The organism is Halorubrum persicum (assembly GCF_002727125.1).
Classification (GTDB): domain Archaea; phylum Halobacteriota; class Halobacteria; order Halobacteriales; family Haloferacaceae; genus Halorubrum; species Halorubrum persicum.
Genome location: NZ_NHOA01000009.1, coordinates 35,761 through 55,378, shown reverse-complemented (window position 1 = coordinate 55,378; position 19,618 = coordinate 35,761). Strand labels below are relative to the sequence as shown.

The 19,618-nt window shown below is 71.7% G+C and carries 17 protein-coding genes and 1 tRNA gene; 12 read left to right on the top strand and 6 right to left on the bottom strand.

Annotated elements, in window-relative coordinates:
* Positions 1-20: 20 nt before the first annotated feature.
* Complete coding sequence (locus tag DJ69_RS01650) at positions 21-1,085, bottom strand: M28 family peptidase (RefSeq protein WP_099254009.1); 1,065 nt, start codon at positions 1,083-1,085, stop codon at positions 21-23.
* Between the two features lie 114 nt (positions 1,086-1,199).
* Here DJ69_RS01650 and DJ69_RS01645 point away from each other — a divergent pair, with 114 nt between their 5' ends.
* A complete protein-coding gene (locus tag DJ69_RS01645; protein ID WP_099254008.1) occupies positions 1,200-2,336 on the top strand; it encodes a zinc-dependent metalloprotease in 1,137 nt (378 codons plus the stop codon).
* A gap of 13 nt (positions 2,337-2,349) precedes the next feature.
* On the opposite strand, the gene DJ69_RS01640 is transcribed toward DJ69_RS01645, so the two are convergent.
* The gene (locus DJ69_RS01640; RefSeq protein WP_099254007.1) at positions 2,350-2,844 is read right to left on the bottom strand and encodes a CBS domain-containing protein; all 495 of its coding nucleotides are present in this window, start codon (positions 2,842-2,844) and stop codon (positions 2,350-2,352) included.
* Positions 2,845-2,978: 134 nt separating this feature from the next.
* Positions 2,979-3,132, bottom strand: a tRNA-Met gene (locus DJ69_RS01635).
* Between the two features lie 194 nt (positions 3,133-3,326).
* On the opposite strand from DJ69_RS01635, the gene DJ69_RS01630 reads away from it, so the two are divergent.
* Both DJ69_RS01630 and DJ69_RS01625 read left to right on the top strand, forming a co-directional pair.
* Positions 3,327-4,703, top strand: coding sequence for a DUF7115 domain-containing protein (locus DJ69_RS01630; RefSeq protein ID WP_099254006.1), 1,377 nt, complete (start codon positions 3,327-3,329; stop codon positions 4,701-4,703).
* 84 nt (positions 4,704-4,787) lie between these two features.
* Entirely contained in the window at positions 4,788-5,999 is a 1,212-nt protein-coding gene (locus DJ69_RS01625) for a mechanosensitive ion channel family protein (RefSeq protein ID WP_245851443.1), read from the top strand.
* A gap of 22 nt (positions 6,000-6,021) precedes the next feature.
* On the opposite strand, the gene mutL is transcribed toward DJ69_RS01625, so the two are convergent.
* Together mutL and mutS are read right to left on the bottom strand one after the other, a co-directional pair.
* Positions 6,022-7,722, bottom strand: a complete 1,701-nt coding sequence (mutL, locus tag DJ69_RS01620) for a DNA mismatch repair endonuclease MutL (protein WP_099254005.1) — start codon at positions 7,720-7,722, stop codon at positions 6,022-6,024.
* Positions 7,712-10,567: a DNA mismatch repair protein MutS gene (gene mutS, locus DJ69_RS01615; RefSeq protein WP_099254004.1), complete on the bottom strand. Its 2,856-nt coding sequence runs from the start codon at positions 10,565-10,567 to the stop codon at positions 7,712-7,714. The genes mutL and mutS overlap by 11 nt, the downstream gene beginning before the upstream one ends.
* 94 nt (positions 10,568-10,661) lie before the next feature.
* On the opposite strand from mutS, the gene DJ69_RS01610 reads away from it, so the two are divergent.
* Both DJ69_RS01610 and DJ69_RS01605 read left to right on the top strand, forming a co-directional pair.
* Positions 10,662-11,387: a hypothetical protein gene (locus DJ69_RS01610; RefSeq protein WP_245851440.1), complete on the top strand. Its 726-nt coding sequence runs from the start codon at positions 10,662-10,664 to the stop codon at positions 11,385-11,387.
* A gap of 101 nt (positions 11,388-11,488) precedes the next feature.
* Positions 11,489-12,052, top strand: a complete 564-nt coding sequence (locus DJ69_RS01605) for a J domain-containing protein (protein WP_099254003.1) — start codon at positions 11,489-11,491, stop codon at positions 12,050-12,052.
* Between the two features lie 27 nt (positions 12,053-12,079).
* Here the strand turns inward: DJ69_RS01605 and mobA are convergent, their stop codons facing one another.
* The gene (mobA, locus tag DJ69_RS01600) at positions 12,080-12,769 is read right to left on the bottom strand and encodes a molybdenum cofactor guanylyltransferase (protein WP_099254002.1); all 690 of its coding nucleotides are present in this window, start codon (positions 12,767-12,769) and stop codon (positions 12,080-12,082) included.
* Between the two features lie 145 nt (positions 12,770-12,914).
* Between mobA and pdxS the strand changes: the two genes are divergently transcribed.
* From pdxS to DJ69_RS01565, 7 genes are all read left to right on the top strand, one after another.
* Positions 12,915-13,823 (top strand): pyridoxal 5'-phosphate synthase lyase subunit PdxS, encoded by a 909-nt coding sequence (gene pdxS, locus DJ69_RS01595; protein ID WP_099254001.1) that lies wholly within the window; start codon positions 12,915-12,917, stop codon positions 13,821-13,823.
* 143 nt (positions 13,824-13,966) lie between these two features.
* Positions 13,967-14,560 carry a DJ-1/PfpI family protein gene (locus tag DJ69_RS01590; RefSeq protein ID WP_099254000.1) on the top strand — a complete coding sequence of 198 codons (594 nt, stop codon included), beginning with the start codon at positions 13,967-13,969 and terminating at the stop codon, positions 14,558-14,560.
* A gap of 22 nt (positions 14,561-14,582) precedes the next feature.
* Positions 14,583-15,371: an Nmad3 family putative nucleotide modification protein gene (locus DJ69_RS01585; RefSeq protein ID WP_099253999.1), complete on the top strand. Its 789-nt coding sequence runs from the start codon at positions 14,583-14,585 to the stop codon at positions 15,369-15,371.
* A gap of 246 nt (positions 15,372-15,617) precedes the next feature.
* A complete protein-coding gene (locus DJ69_RS01580; protein WP_099253998.1) occupies positions 15,618-16,571 on the top strand; it encodes an ABC transporter substrate-binding protein in 954 nt (317 codons plus the stop codon).
* Positions 16,572-16,574: 3 nt separating this feature from the next.
* The gene (locus DJ69_RS01575) at positions 16,575-17,438 is read left to right on the top strand and encodes an ABC transporter ATP-binding protein (RefSeq protein WP_099253997.1); all 864 of its coding nucleotides are present in this window, start codon (positions 16,575-16,577) and stop codon (positions 17,436-17,438) included.
* On the top strand, positions 17,435-18,751 hold the full coding sequence (locus tag DJ69_RS01570) for an ABC transporter substrate-binding protein (protein WP_099253996.1): 1,317 nt from the start codon (positions 17,435-17,437) through the stop codon (positions 18,749-18,751). Before DJ69_RS01575 ends, DJ69_RS01570 begins: the two co-directional genes overlap by 4 nt.
* Positions 18,717-19,496 carry an ABC transporter permease gene (locus DJ69_RS01565; RefSeq protein ID WP_099253995.1) on the top strand — a complete coding sequence of 260 codons (780 nt, stop codon included), beginning with the start codon at positions 18,717-18,719 and terminating at the stop codon, positions 19,494-19,496. Before DJ69_RS01570 ends, DJ69_RS01565 begins: the two co-directional genes overlap by 35 nt.
* Positions 19,497-19,618 lie beyond the last annotated feature (122 nt).

The following is a 19,618-nucleotide window of genomic DNA, read 5'->3' as shown; positions in this document are numbered from 1 at the left end:
CCGCCGGCGTGACGCGTCGCTCACACGTCCACTGCGAAGGGGGCGGCGTCGACGGCACCGTCGGCGATCGCGGCGAGGAGATCGGCCACGGCGTCGAGGTCGCTCGTGTCGATCACCTCCACCGGCGTGTGCATGTACCGGTTCGGGATCGAGATGTTGAGCGACGGGACCCCCCCGCGGGCGGTGTAGAAGGCGTCGGCGTCGGTGCCGGTCCGCGACCCGGCCGCCTGTAGCTGAACGTCGATGCCGTCGGCGCCGGCGGCGTCGCGCGCGAGATCGACGAGGACCGGGTGATTCGCGCTCCCGCGACCGATCACGGGGCCGGCGCCGAGTTCGACCGGCCCCCGGTGTTCGCTGTCGACGTCTGGATTGTCGGTGGCGTGGGTGACGTCGACGGCGACGAACGCGTCCACCGCGTCGAGGTCGACGCCGACCATCTGGGCCCCTCTCAGTCCGACCTCTTCTTGCACCGTGGAGACGGCGTAGACGGTCGCCTCGGCGTCGCGCTCCGCCGCCCGCCGGAGCCCCTCCGCGGCCGCCCACGTGCCGGTTCGGTTGTCGATCCCGCGGGCGGCGATCCGGTCGCCGACGAGCTCTTGAACCTCGGTCGAGAAGGTGACGGGGTCCCCGATCTCGACGTGTTCGCGGGCCGCCTCGGCGTCGGCCGCGCCGATGTCGACGAACTGCTCGGCGATCTCCTCGTATTCGTCCTCCGAGCGGTCGCGCAGGTGGATCGCGGTCTGCCCGATCACGCCCTGGACGGGCTCGTCGGCGTGGACGGTGACGTGCTGGCCCTTCGAGACGGTGCGGTCGGAGCCGCCGATCCGGGCGATCCGGAGGAAGCCGTCGTCGAGCACGTCGCGGACGATGAAGCCGATCTCGTCGGCGTGACCCGTCAGCGCGATGGTGGGCGCGTCGGGATCGCCCTCGTGGACGGCGACGGCGTTGCCGTAGGCGTCGACGGAGACCTCGTCGGCGAACCCGCGGACGTAGTCGGTCCAGACTCGCTGGCTCGGCGTCTCGAAGCCGGACGGGCTGGCGGTCGCGAGCAGATCGTCGAGGAACGCTCTGTGTGCGTCGCGCATACGCTCGCTGATCCGGGGAGTCGCAAGAAACCGCCGATACCGGGCAGCGCGACGGGCTCGCTCTCCCCTCGCAACCGACACAAGGGACTTGAGGCGCGCCCCCCTCCGGTCCGTATGGACATCCTCCGAAGCCTCCGGACCGTCTCCGAGGCCAGCGGGCCGGGCGTCGTCGACTGGGAGCGGGCCGCGGCGGCCGCGAAGGCGAGCACCGATCCGGGCTCGCTCGCGCTCACCGACGCGGATCGCGCGGGGTACGCGACCGACGTATGCGACGCGCGCTCCCGGCTTCGCGAGGTCGCCGGGATCGAGTTCGACGTGCCCGACATGATCGAGGTGCAGCACCGGCACCACTGGATCGACGCCAGCGTCGACACGTTTCGGAACGTGATGGCGCCGATCGAGGCGGCCGCGACCGGGCGCGACGACGCGTCGGTCGGCTCACCGACTTCGCCGACCGGTGGTATCTCCGAGTCGACCGGCGGGATCGTCGAGCCGACCGGAGGACCCGCAGGGGTGCCGGGCGGCGACCTCACGCGCGGGTTCGCCCGGGACCTCTCGCGGATCGCCAACACCGGGTCCATGGCGTTCACGCTCGGGTTCTTAGCGCGGAACGTGCTCGGCCAGTACGACCCGCTCCTGTTGGCCGACGAGCCCGACGCCGACCACGGGCTCTACTTCGTCCACCCGAACATCGTCGCGGTCGCGGCGTCGCTCGACGTCGATTTCCCGCGGTTCCGGCGCTGGATCGCCTTCCACGAGGTGACGCACGCGGCGGAGTTCGGCGCGGCGCCGTGGCTCCCCGAGTACCTCGAATCGCGGGTCGAGCGCGGGATCGAGGGGTTCGCCGGCGGTGAGGAGGGAGTCGCCGGCAGTGACGGGCTGACCGCGGGCGGCCTGCCGGTCGACGCGCTCGACACCGGGCCGTTCGCGGAGCTACAGGCGGCGATGACGGCGGTCGAGGGGTACGCCGAGGTGTTGATGGACCGCGCGTTCGACGGCGAGTACGCCGACCTCCGTCGGAAGCTCGACGAGCGCCGGGGCGGGGGCGGCCCGGTTCAGCGACTCGCGCGCCGGCTCCTCGGGCTGGGCCTGAAGCACCGGCAGTACGAGCGGGGCGCCGCCTTCTTCCGCGCGGTCGCCGACGTCCGCGGGATCGAGGCGGCGAGCGCGGTCTGGGAGCGCCCGGAGAACCTCCCGACCGGCGACGAGCTCGACGACCCCGCGGCGTGGCTGTCCCGGGTCGATCCCTGAACGGGCGGCGGCGTTACGTCAGGCGCTTGTCGCGGAACGCCCGGATCACGTCCTGTCGGGCGATGATGCCGACGATCGCTCCGTCATCGTCGACGACCGGCACGCGGTTGATGTTCGGGTCGTCGCCGGCGAGCAGGTCGAGCACCTCGTTCACGTCGGTGTCGGGCGAGACGGTCGCCACGTCGATGCTCATCACGTCCGAGATCGGGCGGTCGGCGTTCCGGACCATGTCGACGCCGAGATCGAGATCGCCCCACGGCGCCTTCACCTGATACGTGAGCGTGTCGACGAACGGCGGGAGGCCGATCGGGATCCACAGCGTCTCGTCGTCCGGCTCGAAGAGGTCGACGAGGTCGGATTCGGTGACGACGCCGACCAGCCCCCCCTCGTCGTCGACGACCGGGAACCCGCTGAAGTCGAACCGAGCGAACTTCTTGAACACGTCCGCCACGTCGTCGTCCGGGGCGACCGTCTTGACATCTGTCTCCATCAGGTCACGCGCTTGCATACGGTCGCCGTCGCGTCGCTCATGGGTAGGCGTTTCGACCACGCCCGCGCCGTTCGGAGACGAAGTCGGACGACGAACTCGACAGTCCTCGACGAACGGCGCGGCTCGGCGGGACGACGAGACAGAAAACTGAGTGGCCGGGGTGGGCTCCGAACCCACGATCTCCGCATGTCCCAGGTCCGAGGCTCGGCGGAGCCACGGGAAGGACGCGGACGCTTCCAAGGCGTCACCGCACCGAATCTCCGAACCCTATGAGTGCGGCGCTATGTCCAGCTAAGCCACCCGGCCTCACCTCTCCGTACCGCGATGAAACCCTTTAACCTTCCCATCCGTCGGAAGGTTGCGAACCGGTGACAGAGTCTGCGAGGTCGGCGGCGAAACCCGACCGCGACGGTCCCGTCCATCCCATCCGCAACCACCCCCGTAACCGTTGCCGACGCGGACCCCGCGGATTTATGGCCGGCGGGTCGTATCTCCGGGATATGAGCCTTCCCGAACTGCTCGCGGGGACCGTCGGCGACGAGGAGGTCGTGGCCGAGGTCCCGCTCGGGGGAGCCGACCGGCTCGCGGTCACGCCGACGCGGACGCTCGTCTATCGCGGCGACGGGCTGCTGTCGGACGAGTCGGTCTCGGAGTACTCCCACGACGTCGAGCGAATCGCGGTCTCGACGGGTCGCCGCAAGGCGAAACTCACCCTCGGCTACGGCCTCGACGGCGACGAGACCATCTCGGTGCCGGCCAAGCGCGCCGACGACGTGCTCCACCCGATCCTCGCCGGCGTCCTCTCCGCCACGGGCGTCACCGACCCCGGCGAGTCCGTCGTCCGCACCTTCCGCTTCTCCGAGCTTACCCTCGTCGTCACCAGCAACCGGCTGGTCAAACACGTCGGCTCCGCCGTCTGGGACGAGGAGTTCGAGGAGTTCGCCTACGACGACATCACCGACCTCGACTTCGAGGAGGGAACGGTCGCCACCGCGGTCGTGTTGACGCACGGCGGGCGTTCCGAGCGGTTCAAAGCGCCCAACGAGTCGGCTCGCGCGGTCCGCGAGACGCTCGTCGACGCCCTCTGCTCGTACTACGGCGTCGACAGCCTGGAGGAGTTCCGCGTGACCGTCGCCGACGAGGACGACGACGGCGCGGCCGCGGACGCCGCGGGAGACAGCGGCAGCACCACCGACTTCGGCGAGGGCCCCGATCCGCTGTCGGCGTCGCCGGTCGCCGACGCGGAGGCGGAAGCGGAACCGGGGACCGAGGCCCCGTCGGATCCGAGCCCCGTTTCGGAGGCCGAGCCCGACGCGACGACACGCTCCGAGCCGGAGCCCGTCGCCGGAAGCGAGACGGCGGCCGGCGAGGCCCGGACGCGCGACGGGGAGCCGGCGCGGGGCGAGGCGTCGAGGCGCAGTGAGCGTTCGTCCTCGCCCGTCGAGGACCCCGCGGATGCGCCGAGCGCGGAGTCGGTCGAGGAGCCGGTCGCCGGCCACGCCGTCGACTCGGACCCGCTCGGCGACGATCCGCTCGCCGACGACCCGATCGCGGATTCCGAGCCGGAGCCGGTCGTCGACGCCGACCCGGCGGCGCGGTCAGAGGCCGGCTTCGCGAGCGACGCCGCGGGGGAGGCCACCGCGGAGGAGATCGCGGCGACCGACACCGTCGAAACGGGGGACACGCCCGAGACGGCCGAGACGACCGAGGCAGACGCCTTCGACGGCTCACCGTTCGAGAGCGCCGGCGTCGAGGGTGAGGACCTCGCGACGGAGGTGGCCGAGCTGCGTCACACCGTCGAACAGCAGTCCGAGCGCCTCGACAGGCAGTCCGCGCTCATCGAACAGCTCATCGAGGAGCTCCGCCGCGGTCGCTGACGCTGACGCCGGCGCCTGCGCCCAGTTCTCTCGATCGATAGCTGTCGGAGACAATTTTTAACCGCGAAGGGAAACCGTCGGACAGTGACCGCACAACTGACGCGACTCGACGCGCTGTTGGGGAGCGTCGCGAGCACGGAGGCTCGCGTCGCCGTGACCGCCGGGATTCTGCTTGCGACGCTCGCCGTCGGCTGGCTGCTCCTCCCTCGGGCCGTTCGGACCGGCGAACGAGTGACGACGCGCTGGCTGGAGCGGTTCCTCGACGGGCGCGGCGAGAGTTCGCTCGAGACGATGCGGGAGGCGCTCCCGACGTCGTTCGCGCTGCGCCTGCTCGTCGGCCTCTTCCAGCTCGCGCTGTTCGCGCTCGCGGCCGTCGCGATTCTGGCGCTGTGGGGCCAGTTCGCGGTCGTCGTCGCGGTGCTCCCGGTCGCGGAGAACGCCTTGACGATCGGCGCGCGGGCGTTCCTCTCCGCGATGCTCCTCGGCACCGCCTACGTCGCGAGCGACGTGTTAGACGAGTACGTCGAGGACCTCTCGGCCGACAGCGACCGCATCACCGCTCACCAGGAGCAGCTGCTCAGCCGGATCATGCAGGTCGGCGTGCTGGTGATCGCCGGGGTAACCGTCCTCGGCATCTGGGGCGTGAACCTCGGCGGCCTCCTCGTCGGCGCCGGGTTCCTCGGGATCGTGCTCGGGATGGCGGCCCGCCAGACCCTCGGGTCGCTGATCGCGGGCTTCGTGCTGATGTTCGCGCGCCCCTTCGAGATCGGCGACTGGGTGGAGATCGGCGACGAGGAGGGGTTCGTCACCGAGATCACGATCATGAACACGCACATGGGGAACTTCGACGGCGAGTACGTCGTCGTGCCCAACGACCTCGTCACCAACCAGGCGATCACGAACCGGAGCCGCGAGGGGCGCCTCCGGATCCACATGGAGGTCGGGATCGGCTACGACGACGACCCCGACGAAGCCAGCGAGATCGCCGAGGAGGTGCTGACCGAGATCGAGACCATCGCCAACAACCCGAAACCGTACGTGATCCCCTCCGGGTTCGGCGACTCCGCGATCCTCCTCGACCTCCGGTTCTGGATCGAGCCGCCGACGCCGCAGGCGCGCTGGCGCTCGAAGGCGACGGCCGTCGGGCTGATACAGGACCGCTTCGCGGACGCCGGGATCTCCATCCCGTACCCGCAGCGGACCGTGTCGTACCCGCCGGGAACGCCGGAGACGGGCGAGACCGTCGAGCGCGCGGCTCGCCGCAACGACGGGCACCCGAGCGACCGCCCCACCTAGCGCGGACGGGGACAGCGACCCCTCACCGGTCCCGACCGAACCCCGCCGCGAACGTCGACTCGGTCACCGAGAGGACGGTCGGCCGCCCGTGCGGACACGCGTACGGGCGGTCGCACTCGCCGAGCCGGTCGAGCAGCGACCGCAGTTCCCCCGCGTCGAGCGCGCCGATCTCTCCCCGCTTCAGCGACGGGTGACACGCGAGGTCGGCGAGCAGCGCGTCCCGCGCGTCTCGCGGCGGCTCCCCGTCCGAGAGCGTCGCGAGCGCGTCCCGGAACGCGGCCGCGTCGGCCGCTCTCCCGAACGGCGCCGGGACGGTCCGGAGCCGGACGGTCCCGCCGCCGAACGGCTCCGTCTCGAACCCGAGCGCGGAGAGGGCGTCGGCGTGCGCCTCCGCGGCCGCCGCCTCGTCGGCCGACAGCGACACGGTCGCCGCCGGGTCGAGGGCGGCGGTCGGCACCGCCTCGCCGTCGAACGCCCGGGCGAGCCGCTCGTAGTTCACGCGCTCGTGGGCGGCGTGGCCGTCGATGACGAGCAGCTCGTCGCCGGCCTCGGCGAGGAGGTACAGGTCGCGGAACGTCCCGATCGGCGTCGCGTCCGCGAAGGCCGCCGGGCGCTCCCCCTCGTCGCCGCCGCCGGGCTCCAGCGCCCCGTCGAGTCCGGTGTCCACCTCTGCCTTCCGCCGGAGGTCGGCGCCCGTGAGCGCGTCGGCGACGACCGACTTGACGGCGTCCGCGACCGCGTCGGCGTCTCGGAGCCCGACCTCCCGCTTCGCCGGGTGAACGTTCGGGTCCACGCGGGCCGGCGACAGCGAGACGTCCACGGCGGCCACCGGCTCGCGGCCGTCCGGGATCAGCCGGCCGTACCCGGCCCGGACCGCGGCCGCGAGCCGGTCGTTCCGGACGGGGCGCCCGTTCACCGAGATCCGGACGTGATCGCGCGAGGAACGGGTCACCGAGGGGTACGCGAGGGCGCCGCCGACCTCGATCGAGCCGGATTCGTCTCCCCCCGCCGCGTCCTCGACGCTCGCCGCGATCTCCGTCGAGCGGCTCGCGGTCTCGCGGTCGTACACGCCGAGCAACGCCTCCGTGATGCCGGATCCGGGGGTCGAGAGGGTCCGCGACCCACCGTGGTCGAGCGTGAACGCCACCGTAGGGTTCGCCAGCGCGTAGTCGGCGACCAGCGATGAGACCCGCGCGAACTCGGCCGCCGGTCCCGCGAGCGACTCCCGGCGCGCGGGCCGGGTCGCGAACAGGTCCTCGACCACGACGGTCGTGCCGCGAGCGCGCCCGGCGTCGGCGACGGTCGGATCCGCGGCACCGTCGTCGCTCTCCGTTCCGTCGACGACCACCCGCGTTCCGACCGCGTCGCCGTCGCTCGTGACGAGTTCGAGCCGCGCCGCCTCGGCGATCGCGGCCAGCGCCTCGCCGCGGAAGCCGAGCGAGCCGACGCCGACCGGGTCGCCGCCGGGCGCGAGCTTGCTCGTCGCGTGGCGATCGACCGCGAGCCGGGCGTCCTCGCGGCTCATTCCCCGGCCGTCGTCGGCCACCCGGACGCGGTCGGTGCCGTCGCTCTCCACCGCGATCTCGACCCGCGACGCGCCGGCGTCGAGCGCGTTGTCGATCAGTTCGCCGACGACCCGAGCGGGGCGGGTAACTACCTCCCCGGCGGCGATCCGGTCGACGGTGGCGGGGTCGAGCCGACGGACGCGGTCCTCACCCGTCATCGTCGACTCGCGACTGGAGGTCGTGGAGGGCGTTCAGCGCCTCGATCGGCGTCATCCGGGCGAGGTCGAGGTCGCGGAGAGCGGCGGCCAGATCGGGGTCGGACTCGGCTGACGACGGTTCCGAACCGCCCTTCCGTCCGGGGTCCGCGTCGCCGGCGGCGGTTCCGGTGTCGCCGCCCCCGTCCGCGGCGTCGTCGCCCTCGTCCTCCGCGAGGAACTCCCGGAGCGAGGCGTCGCCCTCCTCGTCGTCGGACGAGTCCTCGGTGTCGTCCCAGTTTCCGATGTCGGCCGAGTCCTCGGTGTCGGTCGACCCACCGGGGTCGGTCGACCCCTCGGCGTCGGCTGCCTCCCCGGTCTCCGCGCTCACGAGATCGCGGGAGCGATTCACGACCGGAGTCGGAACGCCGGCGAGCTCGGCGACCTCCACGCCGTACGAGGAGGAGGAGGCGCCGGGGACGACCCGGTGGAGGAACGTCACGTCGCCGCCCTCGCGGGTCGCCGTGAAGTGGAGATTGAAGGCGCGCTCCCGCTCCGCCGCGAGGTCGGTCAGGTCGTGGTAGTGGGTGGCGAACAGGGCGGTCGCGCCGAGTTCGTCGTGGATGAACTCGGCGGCGGCGCGGGCGATGGCCCGCCCGTCGGTCGTGGCGGTGCCGCGGCCAACCTCGTCGAGGAGGACGAGCGAGTCCGGGCCGGCGTCGTGGAGGATCTCCGTCAGCTCGCTCATCTCGCGCATGAACGTCGACTGGCCGCCGGCGATGTCGTCGGAGGCGCCGACGCGGGTGAACAGTCGGTCGAAGACGGGGAGCGAGGCCGCCTGCGCGGGGACGAACGAGCCGGTCTGCGCGAGCACGACCGCGAGCGCCACCGACCGCATGTACGTCGACTTCCCGCTCATGTTCGGCCCCGTGATCACCCCGATCGACCCGCGCGGGAGGTCCGCGTCGTTCGGGACGAACGACTCCTCGGCGCGCTCGACGACCGGGTGGCGCCCCCCCTCGATCTCGACCCCCGCGTCGGGGTCGCCGACGATCGTCGGGCGGACGTAGTCGTGCTCGACGGCGACGCTCGCCAGCGAGCGGAGCGCGTCGATCTCGGCGATGGCGTCCGCGAGCCCCTGTATCCGCTCCGTCTCGCTCGCGACGCGCTCGCGCACGTCGACGAACAGCTCGTACTCGAGGGCGTCCGCGCGCTCCGCGGCGCCGACGATCTCCTCCTCGCGCTCCTTCAGCTCGGGGGTGTAGTAGCGCTCGCTGTTCTTCAGCGTCTGCCGGCGGCGGTAGTCGTCGGGGACGCGATCGAGGTTGGCGTCGGTCACCTCGATGTAGTAGCCGTGGACCTGATTGTGGCCGACCGACAGCGAGTCGATGCCGGTGCGCTCGCGCTCGCTCGCCTCGAGCTCCGCGACCCACTCGCGCCCCTCGCGCTCGGTGGCCCGGAGGTCGTCGAGGTCGTCGTCGAACCCCTCGCGGACGACGCCGCCCTCGGTGATCTCCGGCGGGGGGTTCGCGGCGATCGCCTCGTCTATCAGCTCGCGGACCTCAGTCAGTTCGTCGAGCCGGTCGCGGAGGTCGCGGAGGTGGTCGGTGCGGGGGCGGTCGGCGTCCGCGTCGGCGTCGCCATCCGCCCCCGCCAGCGTCGCCTTCAGCGCCGGCACGACCGCCAGCGTCGCGTGCAGCGAGCGCAGGTCGCGCGCGTCGGCGCGCCCTCGGGAGATCCGCCCGACGAGGCGTTCGAGGTCGTAGGCCGCCCCGAGCGCGTCGGCGAGTCCCTCGCGAACGAGCGTGCGGTCGGCCAGCTCGCCGACGGCGTCGTGGCGGCTCCGGATCGCGTCGGCGTCCACGAGCGGGCGCCGGAGCCACCGTTCGAGGCACCGGCGGCCGAGCGCGCAGCTGGTCTCGTCGAGCGCGTCGAAGAGGGTGTCGCTGGCGCCCAACCCCCGGTTCTCGAACAGTTCGAGGCTGCGCTGGGCGGCCGCGTCGAGCCGGAGGCGGTCGCGCGGGTCGTACCGCCGGATCCGGGTGACGTACGAGAGCGGGCCGTCGTCGCCCTGCGTGTACTCGGCGTACGCGAGGACGGCGCCGGCGGCGCGGAGCTCGGCGTTCCCCTCGAACCGGCGGTCGGGGGCGGGGAGGTACGGCTCCAGCCGCTCGATCGCGGCCCGCCGCTCGAAGACGGCGTCGTCGTACGCGTGGGTCGTCCACCCCCGCTCGGCGTCGGCCGGCTCGAAGGCGGGGGCGTCCGGCCCGGCGATCAGCTCCGCGGGGGCGACCCGGTCGAGCTCCTCCGCGACCGCGTCGCGGTCGCCCGACGTGACGAGGCACTCGCCGGTGGAGACGTCGACGGCGGCGAGGCCGACGGCGTCCGGCTCGGCGCCGGTCCCGCCGTCACCCTCCCCGGCCGCCACCGCCGCCACGTAGTTCGTCGTCCCGGCGTCCAGCAGCTCGTCCTCGACGACGGTGCCGGGCGTGATCACCTCGGTGACGGCCCGGTCGACGAGCCCCGACGCCTGCTCGGCGTCCTCGACCTGGTCGCCGAGGGCGACGCGGTACCCCGCGTCGAGCAGCGATTCGAGATAGGGGGCGGCGTTGTCGATGGGCACGCCCGCCATCGGGTAGTCGCCCGTCGAGTCGGAGCGCTCCGTCAGCGTCACCTCGCAGACGCGGGCGACCGCCTCGGCAGCCTCGCAGAACGCCTCGTAGAAGTCGCCGACCTGGAACAGCACGAGGGCGTCCTCGTGGGCCGCACACAGGTCGGCGTACTGCGAGAGCATCGGCGTCAGCTCCTCGCGGGCGTCGGCGATCCCCGGCGGGAGCCCGGTCACCGTCTCGCGGTCCGCAGTCGGCATACCACGAGTCCGGTCGCCCGCGGGCATAAGCGGTGCGGAGCCGGGCGGCGGTGTCGCCCGGACAACTAAGTCGATCGCTGAATAGTGTCAACGCATGTCACTTTCGTCGGAGCCGTTCGCGCTGGCGGTGCTCGCGGTGAACACCCTCGTCGGAGCCGTGTTGGTCGTCAGCGCGTACGGCCTCAAGGACCACGTGCTCGGATGGATCAGCTGGCTCGGCGGCGCGATCGTCGGCGGGTTCGTCGGCTGGGTGGTGGTCCCCGAGCTCACGGCGGCCCCGCCGGCCGGCGGGGAACGGCTGCTCCTCGCCGGGGCGGCCGTGCTGATCGGCACCGTGCTCGGTCGAGTGCTGATCCCGCTGGCGGCGCGGTTTGCGGTGTCGATCGCGGCGTTCGTCTTCGCGACCCTCGCCGTGCTGGTGTTGACCGCCGGCGAATCGCTCCTCCGGCAGTTCTACCGCCCCGGAGCGTCCGGGGCCGACGCGGTCGCGGTGGACGCGGCGATCGAGTCGTCGCTGCTCTCACAGCCCGCGTTTCAGCGGTTCCTCCTGATCGCGGTGGTCGTCGGTGCGGTCGCCGGACTCCTCGCGCTACGGTACTACGACTCAATCATCACGCTGTCGCTCGTCGCGTTGGGCGCCGGGCTCGTGGCGACGACCGTCCCCGTCTGGCGAGCCGTCGCCGCCGGCGAGCCCGTGGCGTTCGTCGAGCAGGCGACGCTCTCGAACCCCGCGTTCGCGGCGCTGTTCGTCGCCGGGATCGCGGTCCAGTACGTCCGCCACTCCGTGGACGGCCTCGGCGGGAGCGACACCCTCGCCTGAGCGATCGCCCCCGTGCGATCGAACACGCCGTTGCCCGATATCCGCCCGGAGCGCTCGCCTTCCGCCCGAGCGCTTACAACGATGGAGCCCTGAGGGAGACCGTGACGAACCGCGCGATCGTCGTCGGCATGGCAGCGACGTTCATCGGCCTGACGGCCCTCCTGCTCGTCGCCGGAGTCGTCGTCTCCCCCGTCCTGTTGGCGGTCGCCGTTCCGTTCGCCGTCGTCTCGTACTTCCTCTGGTACCACGCCAGCGGCCGGCTCCGCGACCGCGTCCAACGCGAGGCCGCGCAGGTGGGGCCCGGAGAGCGCGCACGGGCCCGACAGCGCGCACGGGCCGCCGAACACCGTCGATCCGCGTACCGCTCGGCCGGCGCGACGGACGGCGGGTTCGGTCGCGGAGCGGCGGGCGGCACCGGCGGTCGCGGAGCTCGATCCGGAGCCGGCGGCGCCGACGGTCGCGACCCCCGCGACCGCGCTCCGTCGGCGAGCGGGATGTCCGAGCGCGAGGCGTACGCGACGCTCGGGGTCGACCGGACCGCCGACAGCGAGACGATTCGGTCCGCCTACCGGGAGCGGGCGAAGCGGCTCCACCCGGACGGGGAGGCGGGCGACGAGGCGGCGTTCAAGGAGCTGAACGAGGCGTACGAGCTGTTACGGGAGTGACGGCGGGCGTTCGACACCCCCGTTCGATCACCGGGCGTCGGTGTCGGTGAGGGCCTCCGAGACCACGGCCTCCGCCTCCGCGAGCTCCGTCCGCGTGTTGACGTTGGTGAACGTCCGCTCCGCGGTGCGCTCGCGGATCGCGGCGTCGCCAACCACGACGCGGTCGAGCCCGTCGATCGGCGCCAGCACTTTTCGGTCGCCCCGGGCCAGGGCGCGCTCGCAGGCGGCCGCCATCGGCTCCGCGCGGTACACCGCCTGCGTCGTCTGGAGCCAGCCGTCGTCGAGCCGGGGGATCGCGGCGTCGCGTCCCGCGGCGTCGTCGGTGAGCCCCGCGAGAAACGACGGGTCGACGAACGGCATGTCGCAGGCGACGACGGCGACGTACTCGGCGGCGGCGGTCCGGCAGGCGTTCTGGATCCCCGCGACCGGCCCCAGACCCGCCTCGTCGTCGATCGCCCAGCGGAGCGGGAGCGAGAGCCCCCCGAGCGCGCTGGCGATCGCCTCCCGCTGATCGGGGCGACAGCTGATCACGAGCTCGTCGACGATCGGGTCGCCGCCGGCGGCGCGGTCGGCACCCGGCGGAACCGGGTCGGCGTCGCCGGCGAGCCGGTCCGCGACGCGGCGGACCATGGGGACGCCCGCGAGCGGGGTGGTCGCCTTATCGCGGTCGCCGAAGCGCGTCGAGCGCCCCCCGGCGAGGATGGCTCCGGTCGTCACGGCTCGCGTCTCGCCCCCGAGGGCCTTCGCGGTTGCGATCGCTCGGGAATCCGGTCGGCGCCGACGCTCCGGGACCGACCCGACGATACCCCTCCAACTCCGGGTAAAGCGACCCGTTAAGTGGCCGGCGGCCCACCGATCGGACATGGCAGAGGCCACGGATCTGGAGGAGCTGAAGCGGGGGACCGACCTAGTCAAGCGCGGCTTCGCGCGGATGCAGAAGGGCGGCGTGATCATGGACGTCGTCACCCGCGAGCAGGCGCGGATCGCGGAGGACGCCGGCGCTGTCGCGGTGATGGCGCTCGAAGCGGTCCCGGCCGACATCCGCAAGCGCGGCGGCGTCGCGCGGATGCCCGACCCGCAGAACGTCACCGAGATCATCGAGGAGGTGTCGATCCCGGTGATGGGGAAATCCCGGATCGGCCACCGCAAGGAGGCGGATATTCTCGAGTCGCTCGGCGTCGACATGATCGACGAGTCGGAGGTGCTCACGCCCGCCGACGACGAGTACCACATCGACAAGCGGGAGTTCGCGTCGCCGTTCGTCTGCGGCGCCCGGAACCTCCCCGAGGCGCTCCGCCGCATCCGCGAGGGCGCGGCGATGATCCGAACGAAGGGCGAGGCCGGCACCGGCGACGTGAATCAGGCCGTCCAACACCAGCGCACGATCAAAAACCAGATCCGGACGCTCACCGGGCTCAACCACGAGGAGCGAGAGAAGTGGGCCCGCGAACACGGCGCCCCCCGCGATCTGGTCCACGAGACCGCCGAGGCCGGTCGACTCCCGGTCGTCAACTTCGCGGCCGGCGGCATCGCGACGCCCGCCGACGCCGCCCTGATGATGCACCACGGGTGTGACGGCATCTTCGTCGGCTCCGGTATCTTCGGCGCGGAGGACCCGGTCGAGATGGGGAACGCGATCGTCGAGGCCGTCAACAACTGGGACGACCCCGACGAACTCGCCGACATCGCCTCCGGCATCGGCAAGGGGATGAAGGGTCAGTCGAACGAGGACATGAGCGAAGAGGAGCAGCTGCAGGGCCGCGGCGTCTGAACGACGGCGCGAAAGCGTCCGCACCTCCTCGGACGCGCGTCGATCGAGCGGCTGCGTCGTGATATCGTTTGCCTCGAGCCGTGCCACCACCTGCCAGTACCGTTATGACCGATCGGGACGTAGGTGGCGGTGGTGTTGTACATATGACGGGACAACAGATACTGATGATCGTCGGGGACTTCGGCGAAGACTACGAGATCATGGTTCCGTTCCAGGCGCTGCAGGCGGTCGGCCACGAGATCCACGCCGTCTGTCCGGAGAAGGCGGACGGAGAGACGGTCAAGACCGCGATCCACGACTTCCGGGGCGACCAGACGTACTTGGAGACCCGCGGTCACGACTTCGAACTCACCCACGGATTCGACGAGATCGACCCGACGGAGTACGACGCGCTGGTGGTCCCCGGCGGGCGCGCGCCCGAGTACCTGCGGGGGTACGAGGAGGTGCTCGACGCGGTGCGGCACTTCTTCGAGGCCGACAAGCCGGTCGCGTCGATCTGTCACGGTCCGCAGATCCTCGCGGCCGCGGGCGTGCTCGACGGCTACGAGCTCACCGCCTACCCCGCGGTCAGGCCCGAGGTCGAGGCCGCCGGCTGCTCGTGGGTCGACGGCGTGACGACCGACGGGAACCTCGTCACGGGGCAGGCGTGGCCCGACCACCCCGAGTGGATCGCGCAGTTCCTCGACCTGCTCGGCACCGAGATCGAACACGGCACGCCCGCCCCCGCGGTGGACTGACGCGCCCGGATCCCCGCTTTTCGTGACCGACCCCCGCGCCGTCGCCGTCAACGTCGCCGCCAACACGAACCAACCCGGCTTCCGCGGCCCCGTCTACCCCGACGGGTCGTTCGCGTACGTGCCGATCCCGGAGTCGGCGGCGACGCTCCCGCGCGAGCGGTTCCCGGTGGACGAACCCCTCCCGACCTACGGCGACCTCGATCTCCCCTTCGCGGTGCCCGCCGACCTGCGCGAGACCCCGGTCCACATGGATCCGGAATTCCCCGGCGTCCACGGCCGCGACCGCGCGACCTACGGCGACCCCCACGGCGTGAAGGCCGGTCGGATCGCCGGCCTCGAACCGGGCGACTGGCTGTTCTTCTACGCGACGCTGTCGCTGCGCCCCCACGGGTGGGTCGGACCGGGCGAGACCGGCGGTCGCGACGCGGACGCCGGCGGCCTCGATCCCGACGACGACATCGCGCCCGACTGGGGCGCGTACCTCTTCGCCGGGATCCGCGTCGAGCGGGTGCTCGCGGTCGGTGACGGCGACCGCGCCGTCGACCGCGACGCGGCGGCCGCGCTCGCGCCGACCAACGCCCACCTGAAGCGCGACCCGTTCGACGCGCGGGTCGTCGTCGCCGGCGACCCGACGGCCTCCGGGCTCTTCGAGCGCGTCGTCCCGCTGAGCACGCCCGAGGCTGGCGCGGACGCGAACCGCCTCGTCACGGCGCTCTCCAGCGACTCCGGGAAGGGGCCGTGGTGGCGACGACCCATGTCGTTCGACGCCGACGCGACCGAAACCCTGCTGAATCGCATTGAGAAGGGCTGAGTGGCCGACTTCTCTCCAGCGACGCAGGATGAGATAAATGTTGCCGATTTCCCGAGTGCGAACGGCTCACGGTCGCTGCCGCAGAACGGGCGTGTCTCGGGACGTAGCGGGACGTTACGGTGATTCTGTCGAAGCGTCAATGAACGAGGCTCGTCGGCCGTCGCAACATTTGCGCGAAGACGGTTTCACCGCTCATGCTTGTCGGTTTCCGGAGCTATACCTTACAATAAAACCAAGAGACATTCGATGTCAGATCTCAATGTCTCCCACGAATACTTCACGTGGAGACTCGTGCAGGACGTGGCGGAGGAGAACGGGTACTTCGAGGACGAGGGCGTCGACGCCGACCTCTCGTACTTCGCGCCGGGGACGCAGGAGTTCGAGGGCGAGAACGCCTTCGACGCCGACTGGTGGGACGACATGGACGAGGACGGCGGCACCCACGGCGTCTGCGAGTGGAACGCGGTGCAGGAGGTCTCCGAGACCGACCGCGACATCGTCGGCTCCTACAGCGAGTGGGACCGCGTCGTCTTCGTCGACGCCGCCGACGACGCGGAGACGATCGACGACCTGCGCGGCCGCTCCGTCGGGATCAACAAGTACGCCACCTCGTTCTACTCGATGCGGGAGATGCTGGAGAACGAGGGGTTCGAGGACGACGAGATCGTCCTCGAACACGTTGGCGAGGCCGAGGACCGCTTCGACGCGGTGAAGGACGGCGAGGTCGACTCCATCGCGGTGCTGGAGCCGTTCGTCACCCTCGGCCGCTACGACGAGGAGCTGAAGGAGGTGTTCGACGGCCCGTGCCGCGCCGCCATCACGACGCGCGAGCAGCCCGACCCGGAGAAGCTGGAGGGGTTCCTCGCGGCGCTGAACCGCGCGGTCGCCGACATCAACGACGACCTCGACGGGTACACCGACCGCTACGTCGCGCTCCTCGAGGACGAGGCGGCCGACAAGGCGGCCTTCGACGACGTGAACTTCGAGCGGCTCCGCGAGGAGTTCGAGCTCCGCGAGTTCCTCCCCGTGCGCGCCCCCGACGAGGACCGGATCGGCGCGACGACGGAGTGGATGCGCGAGAAGGGATTCGTCCCGGACGACGCCGACATCGGCACCGCAGAGGAGCTCGATAACGAGGGCGTCATCCCGGACGACGAGGCCGAGTCCGAGGAAGACGAGCCCGAGGCGACGGCGGACTAACCGATGTCCCTCGAGTCCCGTCCGGCGGCGGCCGACGATGACGCTGACGGGTCCGGTGGCCGGTCCGACGCCGCGTCCCCGGTCGGCGCCGCCGCCGACGGTGCCGAGACGGTCGGTCGTCACGCCGCCGACGCGGCGCCGATCGTCGCCGGCGACCTCACGAAGCGGTACGACGACACCCTCGTCTTCGACGGGCTCGACCTCCGGGTCGCGCCCGGCGAGGTCTGCTGTCTGCTCGGCCCGTCCGGCTGCGGCAAGACGACGCTGCTGCACCTGCTCGCGGGACTCGAAGAGCCGACCGACGGCCGCGTCGAGATCGACGGCGAGGCGGTGACGGGCCCCGACTACCGGTGGGGCGTCGTCTTTCAGGACCCGCTCCTCTACCCGTGGCTCTCGGTGCGCGAGAACGTCGAGATCGGCCCGCGCCTCCGCGGCGAGACGCCCGACGCCGACCACGTCGACGAGCTGCTCGAACTGGTCGGACTCGACGGCGTCGCCGACGCCGACACGTCCGACCTGTCCGGCGGGATGGCGCAGCGCGCGTCGCTCGCGCGGACCCTCGCGAACGACCCCGACGTGCTGCTGCTGGACGAGCCGTTCTCCGCGCTCGACCAGCTGACGAAGATGGAGCTGCAGGACGAGCTGCTCCGGATCGTCGACGAGCTCGGCGTCACCGCCGTCTTCGTCACCCACGACATCGACGAGGCGGTGTACCTCGGCGACCGCGTCGCGATCATGGGGCCGGTCCCCGCCGGCATCGAACACGTCGAGCGGATCGACAGCGAGACGCGCTCGCGCGACGACGAGGCGTTCCTCGCGGAGCGCGCGGCGACCTTCGAACGCCTGGAGGCGGTGGGGCTCGAATGACGCACGAACACTCCGCAAACCGCGACGACAGCGTCGACCCCGACGTCGCGGCGAGCGCGCGCGAACTCGTCGGCGGCGCCGGCTGGCGGAACCCGTCGGAGAAGGCCCGCACGAGCGGGCTCTCGCGGCGCGAGTTCATGAAGGACTCCGGGCTGGCGTCGCTCGCGGCGGCCGGCGTCGGCTCGACCGCCGGCTGTCTCGGCGGCGGGAGCGGCGGCGGCGACGGCCCGCCGACCGCGGAGATCGGCTACCTCCCGATCACGGACGCGGCGCCCCTCCTGACGGGGTACGCCAACGACCACTTCGCCGACCACGGCGTCGACGCCGCGGAGCCAACCCTGTTCCGCGGCTGGTCGGACCTCGCGGAGGCGTTCCTCTCCGGCGAGGTGAACGTCGCGCACTTCCTCATGCCGATGACGGTGTGGATGCGCTACGGCGACGAGCTGGACGCGAACGTGCAGGTCGTCGCGTGGGACCACACGGACGGCTCCGCGCTCACCGTCCAGCAGGAGATCGACGAGTGGTCGGACCTCGGCGGCGGCACCGTCGCCGTCCCGTTCTGGTACTCGATCCACAACGTGATCCTCCAGATGGGTCTCCGCGAGCACGGGCTCACGCCCCGGACCGACTCCTCGGCGGACGCCGTGGCGGACGACGAGGTGAACCTCGTCGTGACGCCCCCGCCGGACATGCCCGCGGCGCTCGAAAACGGCTCCATCGAGGGGTACATCGTCGCCGAGCCGTTCAACGCGATCGGCGAGCTCGACGCCGGCGGCAAGATACTGCGGTTCACCGGCGACGTCTGGCGCGAGCACGCCTGCTGCGTCGTCGTGATGCGCGAGGAGCTGGTGCAGTCGCAGCCCGAGTGGACGACCGACGTGATGGGCGGGCTCGTCGACGCCCAACAGTACCTCCGCGAGAACCGGTCGGCGGCGGCGCGGCTGCTCTCCTCTGAGGGGAGCGGCCTGCTCCCGCAGGGGCCGGAGCCGATCGACCGCGCGCTCACGCACTACGACGAGCACGAGCCGTACCTCGAGTCGGGCGCGATCCGGAACGCCGACTGGGACATCGACCGCATCGGCTTCTACCCGTACCCGTACCCGTCGTACACGGAGGAGCTGATCCGCCGCATGAGCGAGACGCGCGTGGAGGGCGAGGACGCCTTCCTCGACGAGCTCGACCCCGCGACCGTCGCCGACGACCTCGTCGCGTACGACCCCGTTCGCACAGCGCTGGAAGGCACCGGCGGACCGCCGGCGTTCGACGTACCTGAAGAAGATGGCTACGAGAGACAAGAGACGATACGGTTCTGAGCTGCTCGGGGAGACCGACCGCCTGCTGCCGGCGGTCGGCCTCCTCGTCGGCCTCGCCGTCTGGTGGACGGTGACGGCGCTCGGCAGCGGCATCATCACCAACTTCGCGCCGGCGGCGACGTTCGCCGTCCTCGCGGAGCTGGTGGTGTCGCCCGAGTTCTACGACCACGTGTTCGTCAGCCTCTACCGGTTCGCGGTCGCGCTCGGCCTCTGTCTGGCGGTCGGGCTCCCGGTGGGGGTCGTCGTCGGCTACTTCGCGGCGGCCGAGCGCGCCACGACCGTGCTGTTCCAGTTCATGCGGATGATCTCGCCGCTGGCGTGGTTCCCCATCGCCATCATCGTCTTCGGCGTGGGGACCCGGTCGGCGGTGTTCGTCATGTTCATGGCCGGCCTCTGGCCGATCGTGTTGAACACCGCTCACGGGATCGGGACCATCGACGACGACTGGATCACGGTCGGCGAGTCGCTCGGCGGTGACACGCGCGCGCTGCTCCGCCGGGTCGTCGTCCCCGCGGTGATCCCGGACATGCTCACCGGGATCCGCCTCTCGATCGGGATCCTCTGGATCATCCTCGTCCCCGCGGAGATGCTCGGGGTCAACACCGGGTTGGGCTACCTCATCCTCGACGCCCGCGACCGGTTCTCTTACGCGGAGATCCCGGCGATCATGCTGGTGATCGGCTTCATCGGCTTCTGGCTCGACCTCTCCGTCCGCCGGCTCCACGCCCGGTGGAACTGGGGATAGCCGGTCTCGCTTCTCCCTCCCCCGACGCCGTCGCGCGCGCCGGTTCTGCACGCCGGTTTCGCACGCCGGTTTCACACGCCGGCTTCGCACGTCGATTTATGTGTCATGCTACCGTGTGTATA